The organism is Halosaccharopolyspora lacisalsi, assembly GCF_014137975.1.
GTDB lineage: Bacteria > Actinomycetota > Actinomycetes > Mycobacteriales > Pseudonocardiaceae > Halosaccharopolyspora > Halosaccharopolyspora lacisalsi.
Window position 1 is genome coordinate 420,568 of the sequence record NZ_JACGWZ010000005.1, and the last position, 23,918, is coordinate 444,485.

General features: G+C 69.4%; 23 protein-coding genes and 2 pseudogenes. 15 read left to right on the top strand and 10 right to left on the bottom strand.

Annotated elements, in window-relative coordinates; all coding sequences use genetic code 11:
- The first annotated feature begins 2 nt into the window (after positions 1-2).
- Entirely contained in the window at positions 3-605 is a 603-nt protein-coding gene (locus tag FHX42_RS18620; RefSeq protein ID WP_182545678.1) for a class I SAM-dependent methyltransferase, read from the top strand.
- On the opposite strand, the gene FHX42_RS18625 is transcribed toward FHX42_RS18620, so the two are convergent.
- From FHX42_RS18625 to FHX42_RS26765, 5 genes and pseudogenes are all read right to left on the bottom strand, one after another.
- Complete coding sequence (locus FHX42_RS18625; RefSeq protein WP_328796403.1) at positions 595-1,206, bottom strand: SDR family oxidoreductase; 612 nt, start codon at positions 1,204-1,206, stop codon at positions 595-597. The genes FHX42_RS18620 and FHX42_RS18625 overlap by 11 nt on opposite strands.
- A gap of 326 nt (positions 1,207-1,532) precedes the next feature.
- The gene (locus FHX42_RS18630) at positions 1,533-1,718 is read right to left on the bottom strand and encodes a hypothetical protein (RefSeq protein WP_182545679.1); all 186 of its coding nucleotides are present in this window, start codon (positions 1,716-1,718) and stop codon (positions 1,533-1,535) included.
- A gap of 110 nt (positions 1,719-1,828) precedes the next feature.
- A complete protein-coding gene (locus FHX42_RS27160; RefSeq protein ID WP_268898409.1) occupies positions 1,829-1,951 on the bottom strand; it encodes a hypothetical protein in 123 nt (40 codons plus the stop codon).
- Between the two features lie 132 nt (positions 1,952-2,083).
- A complete protein-coding gene (locus tag FHX42_RS18635) occupies positions 2,084-3,037 on the bottom strand; it encodes a GNAT family N-acetyltransferase (protein WP_235987457.1) in 954 nt (317 codons plus the stop codon).
- An 88-nt stretch (positions 3,038-3,125) separates the two neighbouring features.
- Positions 3,126-3,326: pseudogene (locus FHX42_RS26765) on the bottom strand (GNAT family N-acetyltransferase); the annotation flags it as partial.
- A gap of 166 nt (positions 3,327-3,492) precedes the next feature.
- Here FHX42_RS26765 and FHX42_RS18640 point away from each other — a divergent pair.
- Entirely contained in the window at positions 3,493-4,461 is a 969-nt protein-coding gene (locus tag FHX42_RS18640; protein ID WP_182545680.1) for a zinc-binding dehydrogenase, read from the top strand.
- 21 nt (positions 4,462-4,482) lie between these two features.
- On the opposite strand, the gene FHX42_RS18645 is transcribed toward FHX42_RS18640, so the two are convergent.
- A complete protein-coding gene (locus FHX42_RS18645; RefSeq protein ID WP_182545681.1) occupies positions 4,483-5,520 on the bottom strand; it encodes a zinc-binding dehydrogenase in 1,038 nt (345 codons plus the stop codon).
- Between the two features lie 108 nt (positions 5,521-5,628).
- Between FHX42_RS18645 and FHX42_RS27165 the strand changes: the two are divergent.
- Positions 5,629-5,763: pseudogene (locus FHX42_RS27165) on the top strand (TetR family transcriptional regulator); the annotation flags it as partial.
- A 54-nt stretch (positions 5,764-5,817) separates the two neighbouring features.
- Here FHX42_RS27165 and FHX42_RS18655 read toward each other — a convergent pair.
- Positions 5,818-7,485 carry an ABC-F family ATP-binding cassette domain-containing protein gene (locus tag FHX42_RS18655; protein ID WP_182545682.1) on the bottom strand — a complete coding sequence of 556 codons (1,668 nt, stop codon included), beginning with the start codon at positions 7,483-7,485 and terminating at the stop codon, positions 5,818-5,820.
- Between the two features lie 137 nt (positions 7,486-7,622).
- Entirely contained in the window at positions 7,623-8,675 is a 1,053-nt protein-coding gene (locus FHX42_RS18660) for an ABC transporter substrate-binding protein (protein WP_182545683.1), read from the bottom strand.
- A gap of 140 nt (positions 8,676-8,815) precedes the next feature.
- Between FHX42_RS18660 and FHX42_RS18665 the strand changes: the two genes are divergently transcribed.
- From FHX42_RS18665 to FHX42_RS18680, 4 genes are all read left to right on the top strand, one after another.
- Positions 8,816-9,649 carry an acyl-CoA thioesterase gene (locus FHX42_RS18665; RefSeq protein WP_182545684.1) on the top strand — a complete coding sequence of 278 codons (834 nt, stop codon included), beginning with the start codon at positions 8,816-8,818 and terminating at the stop codon, positions 9,647-9,649.
- A 221-nt stretch (positions 9,650-9,870) separates the two neighbouring features.
- Positions 9,871-10,575, top strand: a complete 705-nt coding sequence (locus FHX42_RS18670) for a class III extradiol ring-cleavage dioxygenase family protein (RefSeq protein WP_182545685.1) — start codon at positions 9,871-9,873, stop codon at positions 10,573-10,575.
- Positions 10,576-10,639: 64 nt separating this feature from the next.
- Complete coding sequence (gene folP / locus FHX42_RS18675) at positions 10,640-11,506, top strand: dihydropteroate synthase (protein ID WP_407926271.1); 867 nt, start codon at positions 10,640-10,642, stop codon at positions 11,504-11,506.
- Positions 11,507-11,599: 93 nt separating this feature from the next.
- Positions 11,600-12,559 carry a glucosyl-3-phosphoglycerate synthase gene (locus FHX42_RS18680; protein WP_182545686.1) on the top strand — a complete coding sequence of 320 codons (960 nt, stop codon included), beginning with the start codon at positions 11,600-11,602 and terminating at the stop codon, positions 12,557-12,559.
- A 69-nt stretch (positions 12,560-12,628) separates the two neighbouring features.
- On the opposite strand, the gene FHX42_RS18685 is transcribed toward FHX42_RS18680, so the two are convergent.
- On the bottom strand, positions 12,629-13,486 hold the full coding sequence (locus FHX42_RS18685; protein WP_182545687.1) for an SAM-dependent methyltransferase: 858 nt from the start codon (positions 13,484-13,486) through the stop codon (positions 12,629-12,631).
- Between the two features lie 278 nt (positions 13,487-13,764).
- Here FHX42_RS18685 and FHX42_RS18690 point away from each other — a divergent pair, with 278 nt between their 5' ends.
- The 5 genes from FHX42_RS18690 to FHX42_RS18710 all read left to right on the top strand — a co-directional run bounded on the left by FHX42_RS18690 (position 13,765) and on the right by FHX42_RS18710 (position 18,973).
- Positions 13,765-14,580, top strand: coding sequence for an alpha/beta hydrolase (locus FHX42_RS18690; RefSeq protein ID WP_235987458.1), 816 nt, complete (start codon positions 13,765-13,767; stop codon positions 14,578-14,580).
- 94 nt (positions 14,581-14,674) lie between these two features.
- Positions 14,675-15,733, top strand: a complete 1,059-nt coding sequence (locus FHX42_RS18695; RefSeq protein ID WP_220480529.1) for an MBL fold metallo-hydrolase — start codon at positions 14,675-14,677, stop codon at positions 15,731-15,733.
- A gap of 165 nt (positions 15,734-15,898) precedes the next feature.
- On the top strand, positions 15,899-17,149 hold the full coding sequence (locus tag FHX42_RS18700; RefSeq protein WP_182545689.1) for a glycosyltransferase family 4 protein: 1,251 nt from the start codon (positions 15,899-15,901) through the stop codon (positions 17,147-17,149).
- 8 nt (positions 17,150-17,157) lie between these two features.
- Positions 17,158-17,874 (top strand): class I SAM-dependent methyltransferase, encoded by a 717-nt coding sequence (locus FHX42_RS18705; RefSeq protein ID WP_328796404.1) that lies wholly within the window; start codon positions 17,158-17,160, stop codon positions 17,872-17,874.
- Positions 17,867-18,973 (top strand): prenyltransferase/squalene oxidase repeat-containing protein, encoded by a 1,107-nt coding sequence (locus FHX42_RS18710; protein WP_235987459.1) that lies wholly within the window; start codon positions 17,867-17,869, stop codon positions 18,971-18,973. The genes FHX42_RS18705 and FHX42_RS18710 overlap by 8 nt, the downstream gene beginning before the upstream one ends.
- A 1,129-nt stretch (positions 18,974-20,102) precedes the next feature.
- Here the strand turns inward: FHX42_RS18710 and FHX42_RS18715 are convergent.
- Complete coding sequence (locus FHX42_RS18715; protein ID WP_328796405.1) at positions 20,103-20,783, bottom strand: class I SAM-dependent methyltransferase; 681 nt, start codon at positions 20,781-20,783, stop codon at positions 20,103-20,105.
- Positions 20,784-20,863: 80 nt separating this feature from the next.
- Between FHX42_RS18715 and FHX42_RS18720 the strand changes: the two genes are divergently transcribed.
- The 3 genes from FHX42_RS18720 (at position 20,864) to FHX42_RS18730 (ending at position 23,871) form a co-directional block, all read left to right on the top strand.
- Entirely contained in the window at positions 20,864-21,502 is a 639-nt protein-coding gene (locus tag FHX42_RS18720; RefSeq protein WP_328796406.1) for a TetR/AcrR family transcriptional regulator, read from the top strand.
- A 167-nt stretch (positions 21,503-21,669) separates the two neighbouring features.
- Positions 21,670-22,881: a cobalamin-independent methionine synthase II family protein gene (locus FHX42_RS18725; RefSeq protein ID WP_182545692.1), complete on the top strand. Its 1,212-nt coding sequence runs from the start codon at positions 21,670-21,672 to the stop codon at positions 22,879-22,881.
- A 51-nt stretch (positions 22,882-22,932) separates the two neighbouring features.
- A complete protein-coding gene (locus FHX42_RS18730; RefSeq protein WP_182545693.1) occupies positions 22,933-23,871 on the top strand; it encodes a helix-turn-helix domain-containing protein in 939 nt (312 codons plus the stop codon).
- The last annotated feature ends 47 nt before the right edge of the window (positions 23,872-23,918 follow it).

Consider the following 23,918-nt stretch of genomic DNA (forward strand, 5'->3'; position numbering starts at 1 on the left):
ACATGACCACGGACGAGATCGGGCTGAGCGGCACGACGATTCGGTTCGCCCACCCGACGGCGGGTGCGGACCTGCTCTACGAAGGTGTCGGTGACGAGAAGTTCCCGCCGTACTGGGCGGAGCTGTGGCCCAGCGGGGTGGAGCTGGCCTACGAGGTCTCGACGTACGAACTCGGCGGTCTGTCCGTGCTCGAACTCGGCTGCGGGGTGGGCTTGCCCAGCATCGCCGCGGCGCTGTCCGGGGGGCGGGTGCTGGCCACCGACCGATCCCGCGACGCCGCCGAGCTCGCCGGGGACAACGCGCGTCGCAACGGCGTGACAGTGGAGACCGCTGAATGCTCCTGGGAGCAGCCGGATTCGCTACTCGAAGGGGCTCCGTGGGATCTCGTGCTGGCCGCGGACGTGCTCTACGAGCAGCGCAACGTCTCCTGGTTGCTTTCGCTGCTGCCCCGGTTGGTCGACCGGGCCGGCGAGGTTTGGATCACCGATCCACGGCGCACGCGAGCCGATGATTTCCTCACCGGGGTCGTCGAGGACTGGCGGCTCTCGACGTCGGCGACTCGGATTCCCGCCGTGGACCTCCACCGGTTGCGGCTCAGGAAGTGAAGCGGCGGAAACCTCCCTCGACGTCGATGACCTGGCCGGTGAGCGCGGCGGCTTCCGGGGAGAGCAGCAAGGCGATCACGGCGGCGCCTTCGTCCGGGGTGTTCCAGCGTCCGCGGGACATGTGCCGCCGGACGAAGGCCTCCAGGTCGGGCGTGGCCCAGCCGGTGTCGCTCGGACCCGGATCGAGGCAGTTCACGGTGATCTCGCGCTCGACGAGCGCGTCGGTCAACGTGGTGGTGATCTGCCGAAGAGCTCCCTTGGTGGTCGCGTAGGGGATCTCGTCCGGCATCGGCCCCTTGTGCTGGCCCGAGGTGAACAGCACGATCCGACCACCGTCGGGATGGGGCCGGTACTGCTCCGCGAAGGCTCGTACGAGCAGCAACGACGCGCGGACGTTGACCGCCCACGTCGCGCCGAGGGCTTCGCCGGTCAGTGTCTCCAGCGTTCCGGTCTGCGATCGAGCGTGGTTGAGCACGAGAGTGTCGGCCGTGCCGAAGCGGTTCACCGCGTCGTCGACGAGTCGTCGCGGAGCCTCGGGTGCGGCGAGGTCGGTCTCGAAGTGGGTCAGCCGTCGATCCACACCGCCCAGTTCCCCCAACACGGCGTCGATTCCCCCGGAATCGGCGCCCCAGGGCCCGGTGGCGGCGGTCCTGGTGGCGTCTCGTACGGGCTGAACGAGTGCGCGACCACGCGCGTGTCCGGGTCGGCGAGCAGTCGCCGTCCGATCGCGAAACCGATCCCACGGCGGCGGCTGACGCCCGTTACCAGGGCTGTACGCCCGGCCGATGTCACCATGCCCCGATCGTCGTGGACCGGCCGGATTGATCGGAAACACTTTTCGCCCGGAGGTGCGTTCCTGCGGGCCGGTGACGGTGGGCGTCTGACGAGCTTCCGGGTGACCGCTGCGTGTCGATTCGCGCTGCTTCGTCAAGCGGCCAACACGCGGTGAGCTCCGCACTCGCGGCAGATCAAGCGGTCGCTCAGTCCGCGTGCGAACTCGTGGGGAGTGTCTTCTTCCAGGGCGTGTTGGCCGCAGTCACCACAAGCCGACATCGAGGTGCTCGTGGTGGTCGGTGCTTCGGAATCCGGACGAGCACCGGGCTTCGTCGTCATCAGCAGCTCCTGCGGCTTCACGTGGTAGCAGCCACCGGGCCTGCGGCCGGTCCGGTGGCTGCTGGTTCTACTGGTGTGGGAAGGACGCGGACGGTGGATGATCTGTTCCCTCAGGGCCGACTGATCGGCTGTGGGGCTTGGGAGGTCTTCACGGAGCCCTGCCCGTACATGACCTCCCGGCAACGGTTGAGCTCGCGGGCGAAGGTGCTCAAGCGGGTCCACAGCACAGCCATCGGAGTACTCCTTTGTATCGTGAGGTCTGTGATCGAGGTCCGGACAACTACCGGCCACCAGCGGAATCCCCACGGCGCTTCGGGTTTACACATCGCCGCCGAAACAAATACGTGCTGTTACCAGGGGGGGGTTCAGCAGCCGGGAAACGCTGCTCCGCAAGGGTGGAACGGTTCCCGGTGACCACGGAAAGCGGTCGTGCACTCGGCCACCGCACCGGGCCGGAACTCGGTGACCCGGCCCGCGGCGGCCAACGACGCCAGCGTCGTACCTCCCAGGTAGATCGCGCCCAGTTCGGTCGACGACAGCCGCAGCTCGGCGCGCTCCCGCGTGCGCTCGCACGTGACCGAGTCACCGTCGGCCTGCAGCCGGTAGTGCCCGGCGTTCCAGGGGCAGAAGGGGTCGGTGACCTCGAGGACCACGTCCAGCGGTGTCGCGTAGCGACGTGCCGCCAGCGCCCGGTCGATGTCGACCAGCCGCACCCACACCCGGTCGATCATCGTCGAGCGCACCGCTCGCGCGTCGAGCAGCAGATGCGGCAGCGGCTCGTCGAGCGCCGCTTCGTAGCTGATCCACGGATGCAGGTCGATGTCGGCGAGGAAGCGCCACACCGCGGCGTGGGCCTGCCGCGTCGTGGCCACCAGCTCGATGACCCGGACCGTGCTGTCGGGGTCGTCGTCGCCGGTGCCCTTGAGTCGGTAGATCGCGTAGCCGGTGACGGCGCCGTCCGGCTCCCGGTGAACGGCGAAGCGCAGCGCGGTCGCGCCCCCGCGGACGTGCTCCTCGTCGTAGAGGCGGGCTCGCCAGAACCTGTCCGGACGGTCGAGCCAGCCGACCGAACGGCGGCGAACCGCGTCGTAGACCGGCTCGATCAGCGGTCGGGCCTCGGCGCGATCGACCAACCGGATGCTTCCCCGGCCGAGGTCGACATCGGGGCGAAACCGCATGGACCGCTTCTCGCCGCGCATCCGCAGACCGTGCGTGGCGATGCCGTAACCGAAGCGGCCGTAGATCGTGGCCTCCGAGGCGTGCAGCGCGGCGATCGGCTCGCCGCGTTCGTGGAGCTCGGTGAGCTGCTTGCGCATCATCGACGTGAGAACTCCTCGACGCCGGTGCGTGGGGGGAGACGCCGACTCCGGCCACACCCGCGACCGGTTGCACGGTGCCCGGGATCGTCATCTCGCGGGTGAAGATCGCTGCCCCCGCTATCGGGACATCGTCGTCGAACGCGGCGATCGTGCGATCGAGCTCGACGACGGATCGCTCGTGCGTCAGGTCCGCGTCGTTCCGGTCCTCGCCGTAGGTGTTGGCGATCATCCGAGTCCAGGTCTCGAACTCGTCGTCGCCGATGGAGCGCAGGGGGTACGGATCGTCCATTTCGCCGGTGTACCCGATACCGCTCTCGGTCGGCGATCGAATTTCCTTCGCGGAGATTCCGTCGGGTCTCCCTCACCCGGAGACCCGGCATCAATTGTCTTGACTTCGACTGAACTTCAAGTTCTACGGTGCGCGCACTGATCGGTCGAGGGAGAGGACTGCTGTCATGCGCGCGATCCAGGTTGCTGAATTCGGTGGCCCCGAGGTGCTGGTTGCCGGGGAGGTCCCTGATCCGCTCCCGGGTCCGGGGGAGGTCGTGGTGGGGGTGGAGGCCGCCGACGTCATCTACCTCGACACGCTGCTGCGCTCCGGCTGGGGTGGAGACACCTTTCCTCTGCAACTCCCGTACGTGCCCGGTGGCGGCGGTGCGGGAAGGGTCCTGTCCGTCGGTGAGGGCGTGGATCCCGGATGGATCGGGCGCCACGTCCTCGCGAGGTCCGCCACCGGATATGCCGAGAAAATCGCCGCCGACGTGGCGGGTGTCGTGGAAGTGCCCGCCGAGTTGGGCTCTCCCGAAGCGGCTGCTCTGCTGCACGACGGCGCCACCGCGCTCAGCTTCGCCCGCCTGGCGGAGATCGGGGAAGGTGAACGGGTGGTGGTGGCTGCCGCGGCCGGCGGTGCCGGCACGTTGCTGGTGCAACTGGCCCGCGAATCCGGTGCCCGAGTGATCGCGGCGGCTCGCGGCGAACGCAAGCTGGCGCTCGCCCGCGAACTGGGTGCCGAAGTCGCGGTCGACTACTCGAAGGAGGGCTGGACGCATCGGGTGTACGAGGCGACGGGTGGAGCGGGAGTCGACCTGGCTTTCGACGGTGCGGGTGGAAAGCTCGGCAAGGTGCTGTTCGAGACCGTGGCCGAGGGAGGCCGGTTCGTCACCTACGGCACTTCCGGGGGCGAATTCGCCGGAATCGACCCGTGGGTGGCCGAGCGGCGGGATGTCACGGTGATGAATCCGCTGGAGCGCGGACCGCACGACCAAGCCACCGTTCGGGACCTGCTCACGCGGGCGCTCGCGTTCGCGGCGCGGGGACGACTGCGTCCGTCCATCGGTGCGACCTACCCGCTGGATCGAGCTCGGGAGGCTCACGCCGCGCTCGCCGAGCGCAGCACCGTCGGCAAGTCGCTGCTGATCAACTGACCTGGGCCTCCGCGTGGTGGGTCAGGGAGTAATGACGATCTTGCCGACGTGCTCGCCGTCGAGGAAGCGTTGCTGCGCCCGATGGATGTCGGCCAGCGTGTGTCGCTCCGCGACGCGGGGGCGGACGGAGCCGGAGCGGGCGAGCTCGACGAGTTCACCGAAGTGCCGTGGCGTGTGCATCGAGGAACCGATCAGTCGGAGGTTGTGCAGGTAGAGGCGACGCAGGTCGAAGGGCACCACCGCGCCGGCCACGGCTCCGGCGACGACCCAGCGGCCGTCGTCGCGCAGCAGCGGCATCAGTCGCTCGACCCAGGGGCCACCGGCGACGTCGGCGACCAGGTCCGGTCCGGAAGGAACCAGCGAGGTGAGTTGTTCGGCGATGCCCTCGGACTCGCGGAAGAGGGTGTGGGTCGCGCCCGCCTCCTCGACGAGGGCGCTCTTGGTGCTGCTGGTCAGTGCCACGACCGTGGCGCCACGCGCGGAGGCCAGCTGCACCAGTGCCAGCCCGACACCTCCGGAGGCTCCCGTGACCAGGACCGTTTCCCCGCCGCGGAGCTCAGCTCGTTCGAGCATGCCCATCGCGGTTCCGTAGGCCACCGGCAGGCATGCCAGCTGCTCGTCCGCCAGGGGCGATTCGGTGACGTCGTGAGCCTGGCCGCTCGGAACGACCACGCACTCGGCGAAGCCGCCGTCGGCCTCGCTGCCCAGCAGGCCGGTCGGTGGTGCCTGGTCGCTCTCCTCGAGGTAGCTCGCGGGATCGACAAGCACTCGGAGCCCGATTCGCTCGGTCGCCACACCGGGGCCGACCGCGGCGATCACGCCGGCGATGTCACCACCCTGGATGCGGGGGAACGTGAGGGGGCCGCGCCAACCGGCTTTGGCGTCCGGTCGCCCCGGGAGGCCGTAGGTGCCCTCGCGCGTCCAGATGTCGGTGTTGTTCAGCGCGCTCGCCCGTACTCGGACCAGCACTTCACCCGCCGCAGGTACCGGATCGGCCACATCCCGGCGGTATTCGAGTTTTTCCGGACCACCGTGCCCGGTCAGCACCACCGCACGCACAGATTACCTCCTCGGTATACCGACTGGTATAGTAGCAGGGTGCCGCATCGGTCGCGACAGGTAATCCCACCGGTAGGAATAGTCGTGTCGGACAGGGACGGGACGACGGTGGCCGGGCGCCACCTGCTCGAAGCCACCGCGGGGAGGTTCTACGCCGACGGCGTCAACACCGTCGGCGTCGCCGCGATCGCCGAGGCCGCCGAGGTCACCAAGAGGACGCTCTACGACTGCTTCGGTTCCAAGAGCGGGTTGGTCGTGGTTTATCCGGAGGATCGCCCCGATCGGGCACGCTTCGGGTTATCCCGCTTCGTCGGTCCAGACCGGGGAGGACGTTTCGCGGACCCGCCCGTCACCGTGGAAGGTCAGAAAGCGGTCGAAGGAACGGGCGAACCAACGGTCGTGGGTCACGGCGAGCACGGTGCCGTCGAAGGAGTCCAGACCCGATTGGAGTGCATCGGCCGAAACGAGATCGAGGTTGTCAGTGGGTTCGTCGAGCAGCAGCAGGTTCGCTCCCTCCAGCTCGACCAGCAGAATCTGCAGTCGGGCCTGCTGTCCGCCGGAGAGCGTGTCGAACCGCTGGTGGGCTGCCTGAACGATGTCGTAGCGGGCCAGCGCTTTGCTGGCCTCCTCGCGTGGCATCCCCGAACGACGTCTGCCGCCTCCGGTGAGCAGCTCCAGCAGTGTACGCCCGGCGAACTCGGGATGCTCGTGGGTCTGGGCGAACCAGCCGGGCACCACCCGTGCTCCCAGTCGGGCGTCGCCGGTGTGCGGGACCGGGGTCAGCGCCTGCTGCTCGAGCTCCGTGGCGCGGTCGCCGTCGCTGCCGCCGCGGGCCAGCAGCCGCAGGAAGTGCGACTTCCCCGAGCCGTTGGCGCCGAGCACCGCGCTCCGCTCGCCGTAGCGGAACTCGGCGGTGAACGGCTCGGTCAGCGCGTCCAGCACGAGATTCTCGCAGATCACCGCACGTTTGCCGGTGCGCGAACCTCGCAGGAGCATGTGGACGCGCTGGGTCCGGGGCACCGCTTCGGGGGGACCGGCTTGGTCGAACTTGCGCAGCCGCGTGCGCGCGGCCTGGTACCGCGCGGCCATCCCGTCGTTGTCGGCGGCCTTCTGCTTGAGCTCGTTGACCAAGCGCAGCAGTTTGGCCCGCTCCTCGTCCCACCGTCGGCGCAGCTCGTCCAGCCGTGAGATCCGGTCCGCACGGGCCTGCTCGTACGTGGCGAAACCACCGCCGTGCACCCACACCCGGTTGCCGGCCGCTCCCAGCTCCACCGTCACGACGCGGGTGGCGGTGCGATGCAGGAGTTCGCGGTCGTGCGAGACGAACAGCACCGTTTTCGGCGTCTCGCGGAGACGTTGCTCCAGCCACTGCTTGCCCGGCACGTCGAGGTAGTTGTCCGGCTCGTCCAGCAACAACACTCCGTCCGGACCCCGCAACAGCGCTTCCAGGGCGAGTCGTTTCTGCTCTCCGCCCGAGAGAGTCCGCAGTTCGCGGTACTTGGCTCGCTCGTAGATCAGGCCGAGCGCGGCGACGCAGCAGCGGTCCCAGGAAGCCTCGGCCTCGTAGCCTCCCGTGTCGGTGTACTCGGTGATCGCCTCGGCGTAGGCGAGCTGCGTGGCGTCGTCGTCCTGCTCGATCAGCCTGTCCTCCGCCGCGTCGAGATTCCGTCCCGCTGTGCGCAGGCGCGGTGTGGCCACCGACAGCAGCAGGTCCCGCACCGTCGAGTCATCCTGAGCGTGGCCGATGAACTGGGGCATGACACCCAGCCCGCCGGAACGGGCCACCGAGCCCTCGTGCGGATCGAGATCACCGGAGACCAGCCGCAGCAACGTCGACTTCCCCGTACCGTTCGGGCCGATCAGCGCGGCCTTGACGCCCTCGCCCACGCGAAACGACACGTCATCGAGCAGCGGCTGCCCGTCCGGCAGCACGTGGTGCACCTTCTGCAGGTCGACGTGTCCCACGGCGGTCGGCTCCTCACGGTGCTGAGTCCTGACGGCGTTCGAGGCCGCGACGGTGCTGCGGCCGAATCACGACGCCGGTATGTATAACTCGCGGCAGCTCGAGTCCGCGACGTGTTTTTCGACCGGGGTTCGTCCGCTCAGGGCACGGGAGCGGGCTTGGTCGCGGGATCGCCGTCGATGGCTTTCGCCATGCGCGGCACCAGTTCGTCGAGAGCGATGGGCAGACTCAGCGCGCTGCTGAAGGACAGGGCTCCGTTGATCGGACTCATCTGGGGCAGGGGGATGTCGCGACCTCGGCGCGCGACGTCGAGCCGCCGGTAGATGGGTTCCTCCGCGATGCTCGTCTCCCGCGAGCCGTACACGCCCAGCAGCAGTACGTCGGCCTCCAGCGCCCCCAGGTGTTCGAGGCTGAGTTTCACGGGGGCGTGGTCGGCGTCGCCGGAGAACAGCTTCTCGGCCGCGGCGGGGAGGGTGAAGCCGAGCGAGTTCAGGAAGCGGGGCGCCGGACCGGTGGCGTAGGCGTAGACCGATCCGTTGATGGAGGTGGCCAACAGCCCCGTCGCGCCCCGGAACTCGGGCTGCGTGGTGCGCGCGTGCTCGAACCGTTGCTCGATGTTCGCGACGATTCGCCCCGCCTGGTCGGTCCGGCCCAGCGCCCGGCCGGTGGGGCGGGTCAGCTCCTGCCAGGGTGCTCCGTAGTCGGGATGGTCACCGGGTTGGGCGATGGTCGGAGCGAACCGGGACAGCGCGTCGTACTGCTGCTCGGTCATCCCCGAGTTCATGCCGAGCACGAGATCCGGTCGCAGGGCCGCGATCCGCTCGACGTCGAGGTCCTGCCTGGGGAGGGAGGCCGGGACCTCGCGCTGCCCGAGCTTGTCGGTGGCCCAGGGCCACAGAGCTCCCGGATGGTCCCCGAACCACTCACGCGCCGCGACCGGTGCGCTTCCCAGCGCCAGCACGTAGTCCTGTTCGGTCAGACCCACGGTGACCACTCTGCGGGGTGGCGCGGGGATCTCGGTGGTGCCGTACCGGTGTTCGACGGTGACGGGGAAGCCCGCGGACTCTCCAGAGGACTCGGAGGACTGCCGGGAAGGACCGCACGCCGCGGTCAACAGCAACATGCCCATGCCGCCGAGCACGTGTCTCCGGGTCGGAGCGCTGCTTCCGGAATCGAGGCCGGTCGAGAACATGGGGCACCTTTCGGTCCGCGTGTGGTCGGGATTCACCCTTAAATCAAGGTTAGGCTAACCTAATGAATCCGGCGGGTGCGGGTTTCGTGCTGCGATGCTCGTCACAGCCTCGGCGGCGTGCCGTGTATTACGGTCCGGGGATGATCGGAGACGAGGGGCGGGTGTCGGCCTCCGGTCCGACACTTCTCGAGCTGCTGGATCTCGAAGAACTCGACCGCGACCTCTACCGGGCGGGCACGGTCTTCGACGATCCCTTCGCGCTCTACGGTGGTCAGGTCGCCGCGCAGGCCCTGCTGGCGGCGGGAAGCACCGTGCCGCGGGACCGGCTGGTGCATTCGTTGCACGGCTACTACCTGCGTCCGGGAAACGCCTCGCAGCCGACGATCTTTCGGGTGGATCGCGACCGCGACGGAGGTTCCTTCAGTTCCCGCCGAGTCGTGGCGACCCAGGACGGTGAGGTCGTCTTCAGCATGTCGTGCTCCTTCCACCGCCTCGAACCCGGCCTCGACCGCGAGGCGCACCCCGCCGCGGAGGTGGCCGCACCGGAGGACTCCTGCGACTACGAGCTGCCGCGCCTGTTCTCGATGCGGGCCCGGCTACCGCCGCAGCCGTATCCCGACGCGCGGTGGCCCACCCGGTTCTGGTCCCGTTGCGCGCTGGAACTGCCGAAGGATCCGCTGCTGCACTCGTGCGTGCTGACCTACCTGTCCGACATCTCCAGCGGTTCGGCGCCGCTGGGGGAGGGTGACATCGGTTCGGGTCCCAGCCTCGACCACGCGGTGTGGTTCCATCGGCAGGCCACGTTGGACGACTGGGTGCTGATGGACCTTCAGCCGCAGACCGTGGCCGCCGGACGTGGCTGGTACACGGGAACGATGCGCAGCCGCACCGGTGAACTGGTGGCCAGCCTCACCCAGGAGACCCTGTTCCGGGCCAAGCGGCCATCCACCGGGGAGTCCGACACCTCCCGGTGACCGAACCGGAGGGTGCGCGGGCCCGTCGTCGCGGCGGCGGAACGAGCACGTTGCTATGATCATGGTGTCCGGTGGTGACCGAGTCGGGTACCCGTGTCGCGGGCGGGTGGTCCGCACCGGTTCGTGGAGATCGCTGGGGGTCGTGCCCGCGGAGCGGGCACGGTCACCGACCGGAAATTCCCCGGTTTCGTTCGTGGGGACGGCGTCGAAGGAAAGGCAGCATGCTCGTAGCGGCAGGAGTGTTTCCGCACCCGCCGGTCCTCGTACCTCGCATGGCGGGTGACCGGGCCTTCGAGCTCGACGGCCTGCGTGCCGCCTGCGCCGAGGGCGTGACGCGGTTGCTCGACTCCGATCCCGACGTGGTGGTGGTCGTCGGAGGTGGGGAGGACACGGTGTCGTACCCCACCCCGGTTGCGGGTACGTTGGCGCCGTACGGGCTGGATCTCACCGTCGGGCAGGGTGCGGAGGTCCTTCCACTGTCGCTGACGATCGCGCGCTGGCTGCTCGACGTGCACGCTCCCGCCCACGCTCCGCTCTTCGAGTCGGTGTCGGCGAGCGCACCGGTCGACGACTGCCTCGAGCTGGGACGGCGACTGGCGCAGCGGCATCGACGGGTGGCGCTGATGGTGATGGGCGACGGTTCGGCGTGCCGTGACGTGAAGGCGCCCGGATTCCTCGACCCCGAGGCGGTGCCCCACGACGACGACATCGCGCGGGCGCTCGCCACCGGGGACGAGGAGGTGCTGGCCGCCGTGGACCCGCGGACTTCCGAACGGCTGCTGGTCTCCGGACGAGCCGCGTGGCAAGTGCTCGCCGGAGCCGCGAGTGGCCGGTCGGTGGAGGCCGAACTCCTCGACTACCAGGCGCCGTACGGGGTCGGCTACTTCGTCGCGTCCTGGCGGTGCGGGCCGAGCGAGCGGAAATGAACAGCGGCGAGCGCGAGGGCCGCCGCTGTGGTGTGCCGGAAGGGATTGGAGGGCATCGGGCGTGCTGATGCCGCTTCGTTTCCGGGGACGTGCGACTCCGACGGACCGGCCGCTGGTCATGGCCATCGTCAACCGCACGCCGGATTCGTTCTACGACAGGGGAGCGACGTTCGCGGCCGAGGACGCGATGGAGGCCGTGCGCAGCGCCGTGGACGAGGGCGCCGACATCGTCGACATCGGCGGGGTGAAGGCGGCTCCCGGCGGAGAGGTCTCCGTGGCCGAGGAGACCGACCGTGTCGTGCCGTTCATCGCTGCGGTGCGTGAGCGTTTTCCCGACCTCGTCATCAGCGTGGACACCTGGCGCCACGAAGTGGGCCGGTGGGCGTGCGAGGCGGGAGCCGACCTGCTCAACGACACCTGGGCGGGGGCGGATCCGGTGCTGGCCGAGGTCGCCGCCGAGTTCGAGGCCGGCTACGTGTGTTCGCACACCGGCGGTATCACGCCGCGCACGAGGCCGTTTCGCGTCCGGTTCCCGGATCTCGTGAACTCGGTCGTGGAGGAGACCACGCGGCGCGCCGAGCACGCCGTCGCGCTGGGAGTCCCCCGCGAGAGCGTGCTGATCGACCCGACCCACGACTTCGGCAAGAACACCCGGCACAGCCTGGAACTGGTGCGCCACACCGAGGAACTGGTTGCCACCGGGTGGCCGGTGCTCATGGCACTGTCGAACAAGGACTTCGTCGGGGAGACGCTGGGTACCTCGCTGGAGGACCGGGTGACCGGGACGCTGGCCGCCACGGCGGTGGCGGCCAACGCGGGGGCCGCGGTGTTCCGGGCGCACCAGGTGCGTGAGACTCGTCAGGTCGTCGACATGGTGGCCAGCATCCGCGGCGACCGTCCGCCGTCGGGCTGCGTTCGCGGTCTGTCTTGACGGTGCTCCGGACGCGCTGTTCGCCCGTCCGGGCGTGGTGCGTGCCGACAGGGCGTGTGAGTGGATCGGCTTGAAGCGTGTCGAGGGGAATCGATGCTGCCCGAGGTGAAGCGGTGGTTCGCCGCCCGTAGCTGGCAGGACCCACGGTGGTCGGTGGCCGAGCTGGTGGCGGCCAAGCGGGGACGCACGGTCAGCGTGGTGCTGCCCGCGCTGGACGAGCAGGACACGGTGGGTGCGATCGTCGCGGCGATCCGGCCGCTGACCGAGCCGGGTCCCCCGCTGGTCGACGAGCTGGTGGTCGTCGACTCCGGCTCGACCGACCGCACGGCCGAGGTCGCGCGCGAGGCGGGAGCGCGGGTCGTGCAGCGGCGGGACGTGCTGCCCGAGTTCGCCCACAGGCCGGGCAAGGGTGAGGTGCTGTGGCGGTCGCTGGCGGCGACCTCCGGTGACCTGCTGGTCTTCGTCGACTCCGACCTCGTGGACTTCGATCCGTCCTTCGTTCCCTCGTTGCTCGGCCCGTTGTTGACCGAGTCCGCTCCCGCGCTGGTCAAGGGCTTCTACCGGCGGCCGTTGCGGATGCGCTCCGACGAGCCGGAGACGGGGGGCGGGCGTGTGACGGAGCTGCTCGCACGGCCGGTGCTGTCGGCCCTGCGCCCACGGTTGAGCGGTGTGGTGCAGCCGCTCGGCGGGGAGTACGCGGCCCGGCGGGAGTTCCTGGAGTCGGTCCCCTTCGCGGCCGGTTACGGCGTGGAGATCGGGCTGCTGCTCGACGCCCACGAGCGCTACGGGTTGGACGGCATCGCCCAGGTGAATCTGGGGGTGCGCAAGCACCGGCACCGTGAGCTGCTGGAGCTCGGCGTGATGGCCCGCCAGATTCTCGCGGCGGCACTGGCCCGGTGCGACTCACCGGATGATTCCGCCGAGGTGCGGGAGGCGGCCTCGTTCACCCAGTTCCTCCAGGTCGACGGCGAGTGGTCGGCGCGGGAGCACGACGTGCCGATCGAGGACCGACCACCGCTGCGCGACGTTCGAGGCCCCGGAGAATCGCGGTGAACGCGTCGTTGTGGCGGTCGCACCGCCACAACGACGCGTTCACCCCTCGAGACAGCGGTCCGAACCGGGCTACTCGGACCTCAGGATGCCGACGGCGCCGTAGCCGTTGGCATCGGCGGCCTGCTCGTCGGGGACCGGTTCTTCGGGACGCCACTGGTCGAGCCGGGCCACACCGGGGTCGAGCACCGCGTAGCCGGCGAAGAACCCCGCGATCTCGGAGGGGGTGCGAAACAGCATTCGAGGGGTGTTGGTCTGGCCCATGAAATCCTGGACCGCCCGTACTTGCTGGTCGGTCGCGGCGTCCTGCACGGCGTGCGAGATCACGAGCGCGCTTCCCGGCACGCACACGTCGCGGTAGGTGGCGATGAGACCGGCCGGGTCGTCGGCGTCGTCGAGCAGGTCCAGGATGGCCACCGCCAGGATCGCCACCGGCCGGGTGAAGTCCAGCAGCTCGGTCACTCCGGGAGCGGTCAGCACCTTGTCCGGGTGACGGATGTCGGCCTGGGTGACGGTCACTCGCGAGTTGTCGCCGAGAAGCCGGCGAGCGTGGGCCACCGCCACCGGCTCCCGATCCACGTAGGCCACGTGGGCGGTGGGGTCGTGTCGGTGGGCGATCTCGTGGACGTTGCCGACCGTGGGCATACCGGAGCCCAGGTCGAGGAACTGGTCGATGCCCTGCCGGCACAGCAGCGTCACCGCCCGCCCGAGGAAGGAGCGGTTGCCCCGGGTGTAGCGGGCGGTCCAGCTCGAGTTGCCCGGCAGGGCCTGGCGGAACTGCTCGGCCGCGGTGCGGTCGACGGCGAAGTTGGCCGAGCCGCCGAGGAAGTAGTCGTACATCCGCGCGATGTTCGGCTTGTCCACGTCTATGCCCGCCGCGGCCTCCGGAGGCCGCAACAGCGGGTTCTGCCCCCATTCGTGCCGACCCATGAACCCTCCGACCACCGGTGACCGTCCAGTGGTCACGACCGTAACCCGCACCACCGGGTGCGGCCAGGGCAGCACGCTTACAGCGAACTTTTCGATCATCGGGGGTCGACCGACAGTAGGCTGTTGTCCCAGGACCAACGTGAGGAGCCAGTCATGCCGTTCGAACCGGACCCCGAACTGAAGCCCGCGTTCGAGGCCTTCGCCGAGCTGGGGATCCAGCCCCCGCTCGGGGCGACTGGCGGGCGATTCGGAAGCTGACCGAGACGATGCACGCCGGGATGTACACCTGGACCGATCCGGCCCTCGGCGTCTCGCCCACCGACTTCGAAGCCACCGGCGTCGACGGCGAGACGGTGGGACTGCGGTGGTTCACCAAGGACGGGGCGGTTTCCGAGGCCGCCGTGGTGTACCTGCACGGTGGTGGGGTGATCGTGGGCTCGATCGACGACTCGGCCTTCAGGATCGCCGAGTACGTGCGCTCGACCGGGGTGGCGGTGCTCGCCGTCGAGTATCGGCTGGCTCCCGAACATCCGCATCCGACCCCGGTCGAGGACTGTTTCGCGGGTTTGAGCTGGCTCGTGGAGCACGCTTCCGAGCTGGGTGCCGATTCGGCCCGCGTCGCCGTGATGGGGGAGAGCGCGGGTGGAGGTCTCGCCGCCGGAGTGGCGCTGCTCGCCCGCGAGCGTGGTGTGGCGCTGGCCCGGCAGATCCTCGTTCACCCGATGCTCGACGACCGCACGACCGCGCCCGATCCGGAGCTCGTCCCGTTCGGGGTGTGGAACTACGACATGAACTTCACCGGTTGGAACGCGTTGCTCGGCGATGCCGTCGGTACCGACGCCGTACCACCGTCCGCGGCGCCCGCGCGGGCGAGCGAGTTGAGTGGCCTCGCGCCGGCCTACATCGAGGTCGGTGAGCTCGACATCTTCCGCGACGAGGACATGGAGTACGCGCGCAGGCTCGCCGCCGCCGGAGTGTCGGTCGAGTTCCACGTGCATCCCGGTTGCCCGCACGCCTTCGACGGTGCCGCCCCGGATGCCGACGTGGTGGCGCGCGCGATGGCCGACCGGACTCGCGTTCTCGCGCGGCTGTAGTAGTACGCACCGACTCGGTCCGAGTGATCCGGAACATATCCCGCGCCCCGGCTACCGGAAGTAGGGTGAGCGGATCGAACTCGGGAGGTTGGTTTTGTCCGACGGTGACGTGGCGCGGGGCCGGTACGCCTGGATCGAACCGGGCGCGCACGAGGTGGCCTCCGGGGTCTATCGAATTCCGCTTCCGCTGCCCAGCGACGGGCTGCGCGCGGTCAACGTGTACGCCGTCGTCGACGGGGACGGGCTGGTGCTCGTCGATTCTGGCTGGGCGCTGGAGCAGGCGCGCGAGCAGCTCGAAACCGCTCTCGGCGAGATCGGCTACGGACTCTCCGACATTCGGCGCTTCCTGATGACGCACATACACCGGGACCACTACACCCTGGGAGTGACCCTGCGCCGGACGTTCGGCACGAGGGTGAGTCTGGGGGCGGGGGAGCGACCGTCACTGGAAACCATCATGAGCGGCCGGTCCGACGGCCAGCTGTCCCGGCTCCGACGAGCGGGTGCCGACGAACTGGTCGAGACCGTGCTGGAGGGGGACCAGCACGATCCGGCGCCGCCTCAGGACGGTTACGAGCTGCCGGACGACTGGATCGGGAACGCGGTCGAGGTCGAACTCGAGTCCCGCACGCTGCACGTCGTGGCCACGCCCGGCCACACCCGTGGTCACGTGGTCCTCCTCGACTTCGAGGCCGCCCTGCTGTTCTCCGGTGATCACGTGCTGCCCCACATCACGCCCTCCATCGGGCTGGAGTCGGCCACGACGGACCTGCCCCTGGGGGACTACCTCGACTCGCTGCGTCTGATGCGTCACTATCCCGACATGCGACTGCTGCCGGCTCACGGCCCGGTCACCGACAGTGTGCACGGTCGCGTCGACGAGCTCCTCGACCACCACGAACGGCGCCTCGAAGAAACGGCGCGGACGATCGAGGAAGGTTCCGGGACGGCCTTCCAGTCGGCTGCGAACCTCGGCTGGACGAAGCACGACAAGAGTCTGGAGAGTCTGGACGTGTTCAACCGGACCCTCGCCGTGAGCGAGACCGCCGCGCACCTGGACCTGCTCGTCGTGCGTGGTGCGTTGCGGTCGTCGACAGTGGACGGAGTGACGTGGTATCGCACCGTTTCCGACCCGGTGCTCACCGCCGAGTGAGTCGCGGCGGCGGCCCACCGTGTTCCGGCCTGGAGGTGCTCACGCGGTGTTTCCGGGAGGCCGGAAGCTCCACCACCCGTACGGGTTAAGCTGAACGTCAGTGTTTCGGTAAGGACACGTCTTCGATGTCCCGGCCCGTGTCGCAGCGGCTGCGTGAGGAGAACCGTGCGAATCGCCCTTCTGTCGTACCGGAGCAAGCCGCACTGCGGCGGGCAGGGCGTCTACGTCCGGCATCTCAGCCGTGGACTGGTGGCGCTCGGACACGAGGTGGAGGTCTTCTCCGGGCAGCCGTACCCGGACCTCGACCCCGGTGTCGAGCTGACTCCCGTTCCCAGCCTGGACCTCTACCGCGATCCCGATCCGTTCCGCACGCCGCACTGGCGCGAGTTCCGCGACCTGATCGACCTCGGCGAGCTCGCGACCATGTGGACGGCCGGGTTCCCCGAGCCCCGGACCTTCACCCTGCGGGTGGCCAAGATGCTGCGCGCCCGCGCCGACGAGTTCGACCTCGTCCACGACAACCAGTCACTGGGCAGCGGACTGCTGTCGCTGCGCGACGCCGGGCTGCCGCTCGTGGCCACCGTGCACCACCCCATCACCCACGACCGCCGCGTGGATCTGGCCGCCGCGAGGGGATGGCGCAAGCTGACGTTGCGCCGCTGGTACGGATTCCTGCGGATGCAGGCCCGCGTGGCGCGCAGGATTCCCCGGTTGTTGACGGTCTCGGAGTCCTCGGCCGCCGACATCGGTCAGGATTTCGGCGTCGCACCGCAACGCATCCGCACGGTCCCGTTGGGGGTGGATCACGAGGTCTTCCGGCCGCCCACCGCGGCCAGGGTTCCGGGACGCATCGTGGCCATGGCCAGCGCGGACACCCCGCTGAAGGGGATCGGTACGTTGCTGGAAGCGGTGGCCAAGCTGCGCACCGAACGCGACGTGGAGCTCGTCCTGGTCGCCAAACCCGCGCCGGGAGGCCCGACGCAGCGGCTGATCGAGGAGCTCGCGATCTCCGACGCGGTGCACACCGTCAGCGGAATCGACGACGACGAGCTCGCCGCGCTGGTGGGTTCGGCCGAGATCGCCTGCGTGCCCTCGCTCTACGAGGGATTCTCGCTGCCCACCGTCGAAGCCATGGCCTGCGCGACTCCGCTGGTGGCCAGCCGTGCGGGCGCGATCCCCGAGGTCGTCGGCCCGGACGCCGGGACGGCGAAGCTGGTCGAACCCGGCGACGCCGAGGAACTGACGCGGGCCCTGGGATCGTTGTTCGACGATCCGGATCGTCGGCGACGCATGGGGGAGAACGGACGGCAGCGGGTGCTGCGACGGTACAGCTGGGAGTCCGTGGCCGCGGCCACGGTCGACTGCTACGGGGAGGCCATCGAGGCGATGCAGGGACGACGGAAGGCAGTGACGTAGTGCTGACGGTGGATTTCGACAAGCTCGGCCTGCGGCAGGGGCAGCGAGTTCTCGATCTGGGGTGCGGTGCGGGACGGCACGCGTTCGAGATGTACCGCCGCGGTGCGCGGGTCGTGGCCTTCGACGAGGACGCCGCCGAACTGGAGAACGTGGCGACGATGTTCGGGGCCATGCGAGCCGAGGGCGAGGTTCCCACCGGCGCCGAGGCGAGCACGCTGACCGGGGACGCCCTGGCGCTGCCGTTTCCGGACGAGTCCTTCGACCACGTCGTGGCCTCCGAGATCCTGGAGCACATCCCGGAGGACGAGAAGGCCGTGCACGAGCTCACACGGGTCGTCAAACCCGGTGGGCGCGTGGTCGTGACCGTGCCCAACCGGTTCCCGGAACGGATCTGCTGGGCGCTGTCCGACGCTTACCACGAGGTCGAGGGCGGCCACGTGCGGATCTACCGGATCGAGGAGCTGTTCGCCAGGTTGCGCAAGGCGGGACTGCGCCCGGTGCACCGGCACTACGCGCACGCGCTGCACGCACCGTACTGGTGGTTGAAGTGCGCGGTCGGGGTGGACCGGGAGGATCACCCGCTGACGAAGCTGTACCACCGGATGCTGGTGTGGGACCTCATGCGGCGGCCGTGGCTGACGCGCGCCGCGGAGGAACTGCTCGATCCCGTGATCGGCAAGAGCCTCGTGGTGTACCTGCACAAGCCGGGAGTGGGCGTTGGCTGACATCCCCGAGCTGACGGGGGTGCTGTCGGCCTCGGAAGTGCTGCGGACGGCGGCGACGATCGCGGAGACGCAGGAGCCCTCCGGCGCCATCCCCTGGTTCACCGGTGGTCACGTCGATCCGTGGGACCACGTCGAGTCCGCGATGGCCTTGTCGGCGGCAGGCTCGTTCGGGGAGGCCGAACACGCCTACGACTGGTTGCTCCGGACGCAGCGGGACGACGGTTCCTGGCCGCTGCGGGTGCGTGCGGGGCGGGTGGAGGACGCCGCCTCCGACACGAACTTCTGCGCCTACCTGGCGGTGGGCGTCTGGCAGCACCTGCTGATCACCGGTGACGACGGCTTCGCCGTGCGGATGTGGCCTGCGGTGCGCCGGGCGATGAACTTCGTTCTGGGGGCGCAACGGGAAGACGGCGAGATGGACTGGGCGCTCGACGAGCGCGGCGTGCCGGTGGGGGAGGCGCTGCTGTCGGGCTGTTCCAGCATTCACCACAGCCTGCGCTGCGCCCTGGCCCTGGCCGAATACCTGGGAAGCTCGCAGCCGGACTGGGAGGTCGCGCTGGGCTGTCTCGGGAACGCGCTGCGCTGTCGTCCCGAGGCCTTCACGCCGAAGCACCGCTATTCGATGGACTGGTACTACCCGGTGCTCGGCGGGGCCGTGCGCGGTCGCGCCGCCCGGCGACGGCTGTCCGAGCGCTGGACGGACTTCGTGGTCGACGGGCTGGGCGTGCGCTGCGTCGACGACCACCCGTGGGTCACCGGTGCTGAGACCTGCGAACTGGTGCTGAGCCTCGACGCCGTGGAGCAGCGGGCTCCGGCGCTGGAGCTGCTGTCGGCGATACAGCATCTGCGCGATCCGGACGGTTCGTACTGGACCGGGCTGGTCTACGCCGACGGCAAGCGCTGGCCGGAGGAGCGCACCACCTGGACCGGGGCCGCGATGATCCTGGCCGTCGACGCGCTGTCGAGAGCCACACCGGGCAACGGCATCTTCCGCGCGGAAGATCTTCCCGCCGGGCTGGCGGCCGAGGAGTGCCAACCTCCGGGATCGGTTTCGGACCCGCTGGACGCCCCGGAATCGGGGATCTTCTCGCTCGAGTGATCCCCGCGGTGTCTGATCGACCAGCTGCACGGGTTTTCCGGGGCCGACAACACTCGGAGGGTTGCCGGGTGACCAGTGCGGACCCTTGCGACAGGACGGAGCTGGCTACTCGATGTCCCGGCTCCCACAGCGAGGCCCGGCTGAGGTTCCCCACCCGCCCCACGACGCACCGTTCCGCAATGAACCCTAGAGGTGATCGCAGACGTGGAGGGACGATCGGAGGACAATGCCGTTGTGGACGCCGATGACGGAGCAGCGGGCAGGATCGCCCGGCTTCGCAAGTCGGCCGGGTGGAACCAGCACCAGCTCTACGCGCGCTGTGAGTCGACCTTCCCCGGTACCGCGGAAGGTGAGCAGGTGCGAGCCATGCTGCACGACGCTTACCGACTGGCCGCGACCCCCGGCGGCCGGTTCGGACAACCGGACCTTTCGACCGTGGCCTACGCGTCATCGACCGTGGTCGCGACGCCATCCGCGCAAGCGAGGACGCGGCCAAGCACGTGGTCGCCGTGCAGTTGCATCTCAGGCCGGCCGTGCTCGCCGCCCGCTCCGGCAACGCTGCCATAATCAGCACATCGCGGAAGCCCACGCCCTGTCCGACACGCACGCCCCACCTGCTTCTCCCCACCCCGACATCAACGCGAGCAGGCTCAACATCGATATCCATCGGTGCGCTGCGCCGGTGGAAAACGAGGACGGAACCGCCTCGGCCGACCGCGCCGCACAAGTCACCATCGCCGACCTGCGGCGACCGGAACGCGTCGGGCACCACCACATCGACATGGCTCGCGCGTGGCTTGTTGCACGGCAATCGCGAGAACGTCCTCACCGAACTCGACGCCGCCCGCAAAATCTGTCCCCACCACACCCGCAGGCACCCCATCGTGCACGAGACCGCACGTGCTCCGGCCCGAACCGACCGACGGGCCACCGACGCTCTCGCGGGATTCGTGCGTTGGGCGAACCTCCGGATGCCACCGTGAAAGCACGGTGGTGTGGAGTTCGCTCCGATGGCCCTGCGCGACTTACCGATGGTGGTCTTTTCCGGTCGCGCACCGCGACGCGCGGCCCGAGCACGTAGTCACCGGAGCTCGCTCGGGGGTGATCGGATCGAAGGAAGATTCGGGAGTCACCGAACCGGCCCGTCGCCTTGGCGCTGGAGTATCCGCATCGAACCGACCGCCCGCACCTCGCGGAAGGCCGCGCTGTCCAACGCGCGCCGGTAGATCCGGTAGGGCGCCTGGCCGCCGTCGTCCGGGTCGGGGAAGACGTCGTGGATCACCAGCGCCCCTCCGGGAGCGACCCACGGGGCCCAGCCCTCGTAGTCGGCGCTGGCGGCGGCATCGGTGTGGCCCCCGTCGATGAACAGCAGCGTCAGCGGACTGCCCCAGAAGGACGCCGCCACCGGCGAGCTGCCCACCATCGCCACGACCTGATCCTCCAGGCCCGCCCCCGCGAGGGTGCGCCGGAACGTGCCGAGGGTGTCCAGCTCGCCGACGTGGGGGTCCACCAGCTCCGGATCGTGGTACTCCCACCCCGGCTGATGCTCCTCGGAGCCGCGGTGATGGTCCACGGTGACCACCAGGCCACCGGTGAGCCTCGCCGCGGCGGCGAGGTAGATCGTCGATTTGCCGCAGTAGGTGCCGACCTCGAGCGCGATGCCCTGACCGAGATACTCCCTGGCCGCCCGATGTAGTGCGATCCCCTCGTCGGTGGGCATGAACCCGACGGCCCGCTCCGCGTGATCGAGCCACTCCTCGGAGCTCGTCGTTTCGCCGCTCGGGACGGGTGCCGCCGATTCCCGCGTCACGTGGGCCTCCTTCGTTCGATCCGATGTCGTCGGCGAGATCACGCACGGCGAACGCCGCCACCGAGAGGATAATGAAGCAGGTGAGTACCGAGCACTCGTCCGGCCGTGCCGCTTCCCGCGACGCGGGTGATACCGGTTCCGAGCGGCGTGCGGAACTGCTGGCCATCGCGGCGGACTTGTTCGCCGCCCGGGGAGTCCGAGCCACGACGGTGCGCGAGATCGCCGAGAGCGCGGGGATCCTCCCGGGGAGCCTCTACCACCACTTCGACTCCAAGAACGCGATGGTGGACGAGATCCTGCGGGAGTTCCTGGACCACCAGCGCAGGTCCTACGACGAGGTGCTGCGCGAAGCCGCCGACGCGCGTACGACCATCGCCGAGCTGGTTCGACGCTCCTTCCGGGGCATGCACCGGTACCGGGCGGCGGTGGCGATCTTCCAGAACGAGGCGAACCACCTCGCCGGGATCGAACGGTTCGACCACCTCCGGCAGGCCTCCCGCGACTTCGAGCGCGTCTGGAAGCGCGTGCTGGCCGACGGTCGGCGTACCGGCGCCTTCCGGGCGGACCTCAACATCACGCTCGCGTACCGGTTCATCCGCGACGGGGTGTGGACGGCGGTGCACTGGTACAACCCGCGCGGACGCCTGACGATCAACGCCATCGCCGAGCAGTACATCGCGATCCTCTGCGAGGGTATCGCGGCGCCGGAACGGCAGTGAGCACCTTCGGCGACTTGTGGTCCGGACTGGAAATCCGAGACGGCCGCGAAGTCCTGCACGCTCGGCGATGGTGCGGGGAGGGGCTCGTGTGCTGCTCGCTTGTCATCGAGCGAATGATCGGGCAAGCATGAACCGGCCCCGCACCAGCCCGACGAGAGGACGCCACCATGCGTTCGAGTACCAACGGCATCCTGACCACCCAGGCCGGGAGCCTGCCGCGCCCCGACGAGCTGATCGAGCTCAACGCCTCTCGGCGGGACGGAGAGGTCGACGACGCGAAGTACCGCGCCCGGTTGGACGAGGCGGTGTCCGATCTCGTCGCGCGGCAGCGGCGGACGGGGCTGGACTTCGTCGGTGACGGCGAGTTCGGCAAGGCCACGAGTCAGAAGGTGGACTACGGCGCCTGGTGGTCGTACTCGTTCCAGCGACTGGGCGGTCTCGAACTCGCCGACACCTCACTGCTCGAGACCACCCACCGCGGATCGAGCACCGGTGATCCGGTGCTGACCAGCTTCGCCAACCGACGCGACCGGGTCCGTTTCGCCGATGCCTACGCCGACCCGACCTCGGGGGTGTCCGTGGGTGGTGGCGCCTCCCGATTCCCGGTGTGCCGGGGACCGTTGACGTACACGGGGCAGGAGGCGGTCCAGGCCGACATCGCCGCCTTCAAGCAGGCGCTGGCAGCCGCCGGCCTCGATGAGGGGTTCATGACCTCGATCGCACCGGGCAGCTGCTCGCGGATCGGCAACGAGTACTACGACAGCGACGAGGAGTTCCTCCACGCCTGCGCCGATGCCATGCGCGAGGAGTACAAGGCCATCGTCGACGCCGGGCTCGTCCTGCAGCTCGACGACCCCGCGATCGCCGAGAACTGGGACCAGATGAATCCGGCCCCCTCGGTCGAGGACTACAAGCGGTTCACCATGCGCCGGGTCGAGGCGCTCAACTACGCGATCCGCGACCTGCCCAAGGACCGCATCCGGTTCCACCTGTGCTGGGGAAGCTGGCACGGCCCCCACACCACGGACCTGCCGATGCGCGATCTCGTCGACGTGCTGCTGTCGATCGACGTGCAGGCGTACTCGTTCGAGGCCGGCAACGTGCGTCACGAGCACGAGTGGAAGGTGTGGCGGGACGTGACGCTGCCCGAGGGCAAACTGATCCTGCCCGGTGTGGTCAGCCACGCCACCAACGTCGTGGAGCATCCCGAGCTGGTCGCCGACCGGATCGTGCGCTTCGCCGAGTGCGTCGGCCGCGAGAACGTGATCGCCTCCACCGACTGCGGACTGGGCGGGCGGCTGCACCCGCAGCTGGCCTGGGCGAAGCTGGAGTCCCTGACCGAGGGAGCCGCCCTCGCCACCGAACGGCTCTGGAGCTGAGTCGGTCCGCTCACTCCCGGTGGTCCGCAAGTTCGCTTAAGATCAACGGTGATGGGCACTTCCGGTCCGAACATATCGCTGACCGACTCGGAGCGGGCGGGACTGGTGCGCTGGAGCCGGTTGCCGTCCACTCCGCAGGCGGTCGTACTGCGCTGTCAGATGGTGCTGGCCTGCTCGCGCGGGTTGAGCGACAGTGCCGTGGCCCGCGAGTTCGGCGTGACGCCCCAGGTGGTGGGCAAGTGGCGGAAGCGCTTCCGGGAGGGGCGCCTGGCCGCGCTGAAGGATCGGCCCCGCTCCGGGGCGCCGCGCTCGATCACCGACGAGCAGGTGCGGACTGTCCTGGAAGCGACCCGCACCGAACCACCGCCGAACGGGAACAGCTGGAGCAAGCGGGACATGGCCGCCCGAGCCGGGATCTCGCCGTCCTCGGTACTGCGGATCTGGCGACGGCTCGGTGTCGCGGCGGCCGACAGGAACGGCACCGAGCGGGCAGGCGAGGAGGAGCCGTGGAGCGCTCTGCACGTCGCACCCCCGGAAACGATCCTGGTGCTGGCCGTCGACGGGAGTACCAGTCCCGAGGAGGACGCCTGCTCGGCCGTTCCCGCGCGATCGCAGGGCTACGACGCCGTGCTGCGCAAACAGCTCGCCACGGCGTTGTCGAGACGTGTCGCCTCCGACGCGGCCGGTGAACTCCTCGGTTTCCTGCGGAGCCTGGAACACCGGATGTTCGGCGAGCTCGAAGTCCACCTGATCTGCCACGGTCACGGCACGCGCAAGATGGAGGCGATCCGGCGCTGGCAGGAAGATCACGCCTCGCTGCACCTGCACTTCACGCCCAGCAAGGAGTTCTGGCTGAGCCTGGTGGAGCGCTACTTCGCTCCGCTGTGCCTCGCTTCCGGGGAAACTCCGCTGTCCGTGCTCGCTCGTACCCTGCGGCGACGGATCGACGGGGGGTGGGGCCGCCAACCCGTGACCTGGTTCCACCCTTGAGTGGTCGAGTGAATTTCTGGACCGCTCGCACCCACGGACCACGCCCG

Coding starts and splice junctions, on each gene's coding strand:
- FHX42_RS18620 (WP_182545678.1), top strand. CDS start 3: ATGACCACGGACGAGATCGGGCTGAGCGGCACGACGATTCGGTTCGCC.
- FHX42_RS18630 (WP_182545679.1), bottom strand. CDS start 1,718: ATGACGACGAAGCCCGGTGCTCGTCCGGATTCCGAAGCACCGACCACC.
- FHX42_RS27160 (WP_268898409.1), bottom strand. CDS start 1,951: ATGGCTGTGCTGTGGACCCGCTTGAGCACCTTCGCCCGCGAGCTCAAC.
- FHX42_RS18635 (WP_235987457.1), bottom strand. CDS start 3,037: ATGATGCGCAAGCAGCTCACCGAGCTCCACGAACGCGGCGAGCCGATC.
- FHX42_RS18640 (WP_182545680.1), top strand. CDS start 3,493: ATGCGCGCGATCCAGGTTGCTGAATTCGGTGGCCCCGAGGTGCTGGTT.
- FHX42_RS18660 (WP_182545683.1), bottom strand. CDS start 8,675: ATGTTCTCGACCGGCCTCGATTCCGGAAGCAGCGCTCCGACCCGGAGA.
- FHX42_RS18665 (WP_182545684.1), top strand. CDS start 8,816: ATGATCGGAGACGAGGGGCGGGTGTCGGCCTCCGGTCCGACACTTCTC.
- FHX42_RS18670 (WP_182545685.1), top strand. CDS start 9,871: ATGCTCGTAGCGGCAGGAGTGTTTCCGCACCCGCCGGTCCTCGTACCT.
- FHX42_RS18680 (WP_182545686.1), top strand. CDS start 11,600: ATGCTGCCCGAGGTGAAGCGGTGGTTCGCCGCCCGTAGCTGGCAGGAC.
- FHX42_RS18685 (WP_182545687.1), bottom strand. CDS start 13,486: ATGGGTCGGCACGAATGGGGGCAGAACCCGCTGTTGCGGCCTCCGGAG.
- FHX42_RS18690 (WP_235987458.1), top strand. CDS start 13,765: ATGTACACCTGGACCGATCCGGCCCTCGGCGTCTCGCCCACCGACTTC.
- FHX42_RS18725 (WP_182545692.1), top strand. CDS start 21,670: ATGCGTTCGAGTACCAACGGCATCCTGACCACCCAGGCCGGGAGCCTG.
- FHX42_RS18730 (WP_182545693.1), top strand. CDS start 22,933: ATGGGCACTTCCGGTCCGAACATATCGCTGACCGACTCGGAGCGGGCG.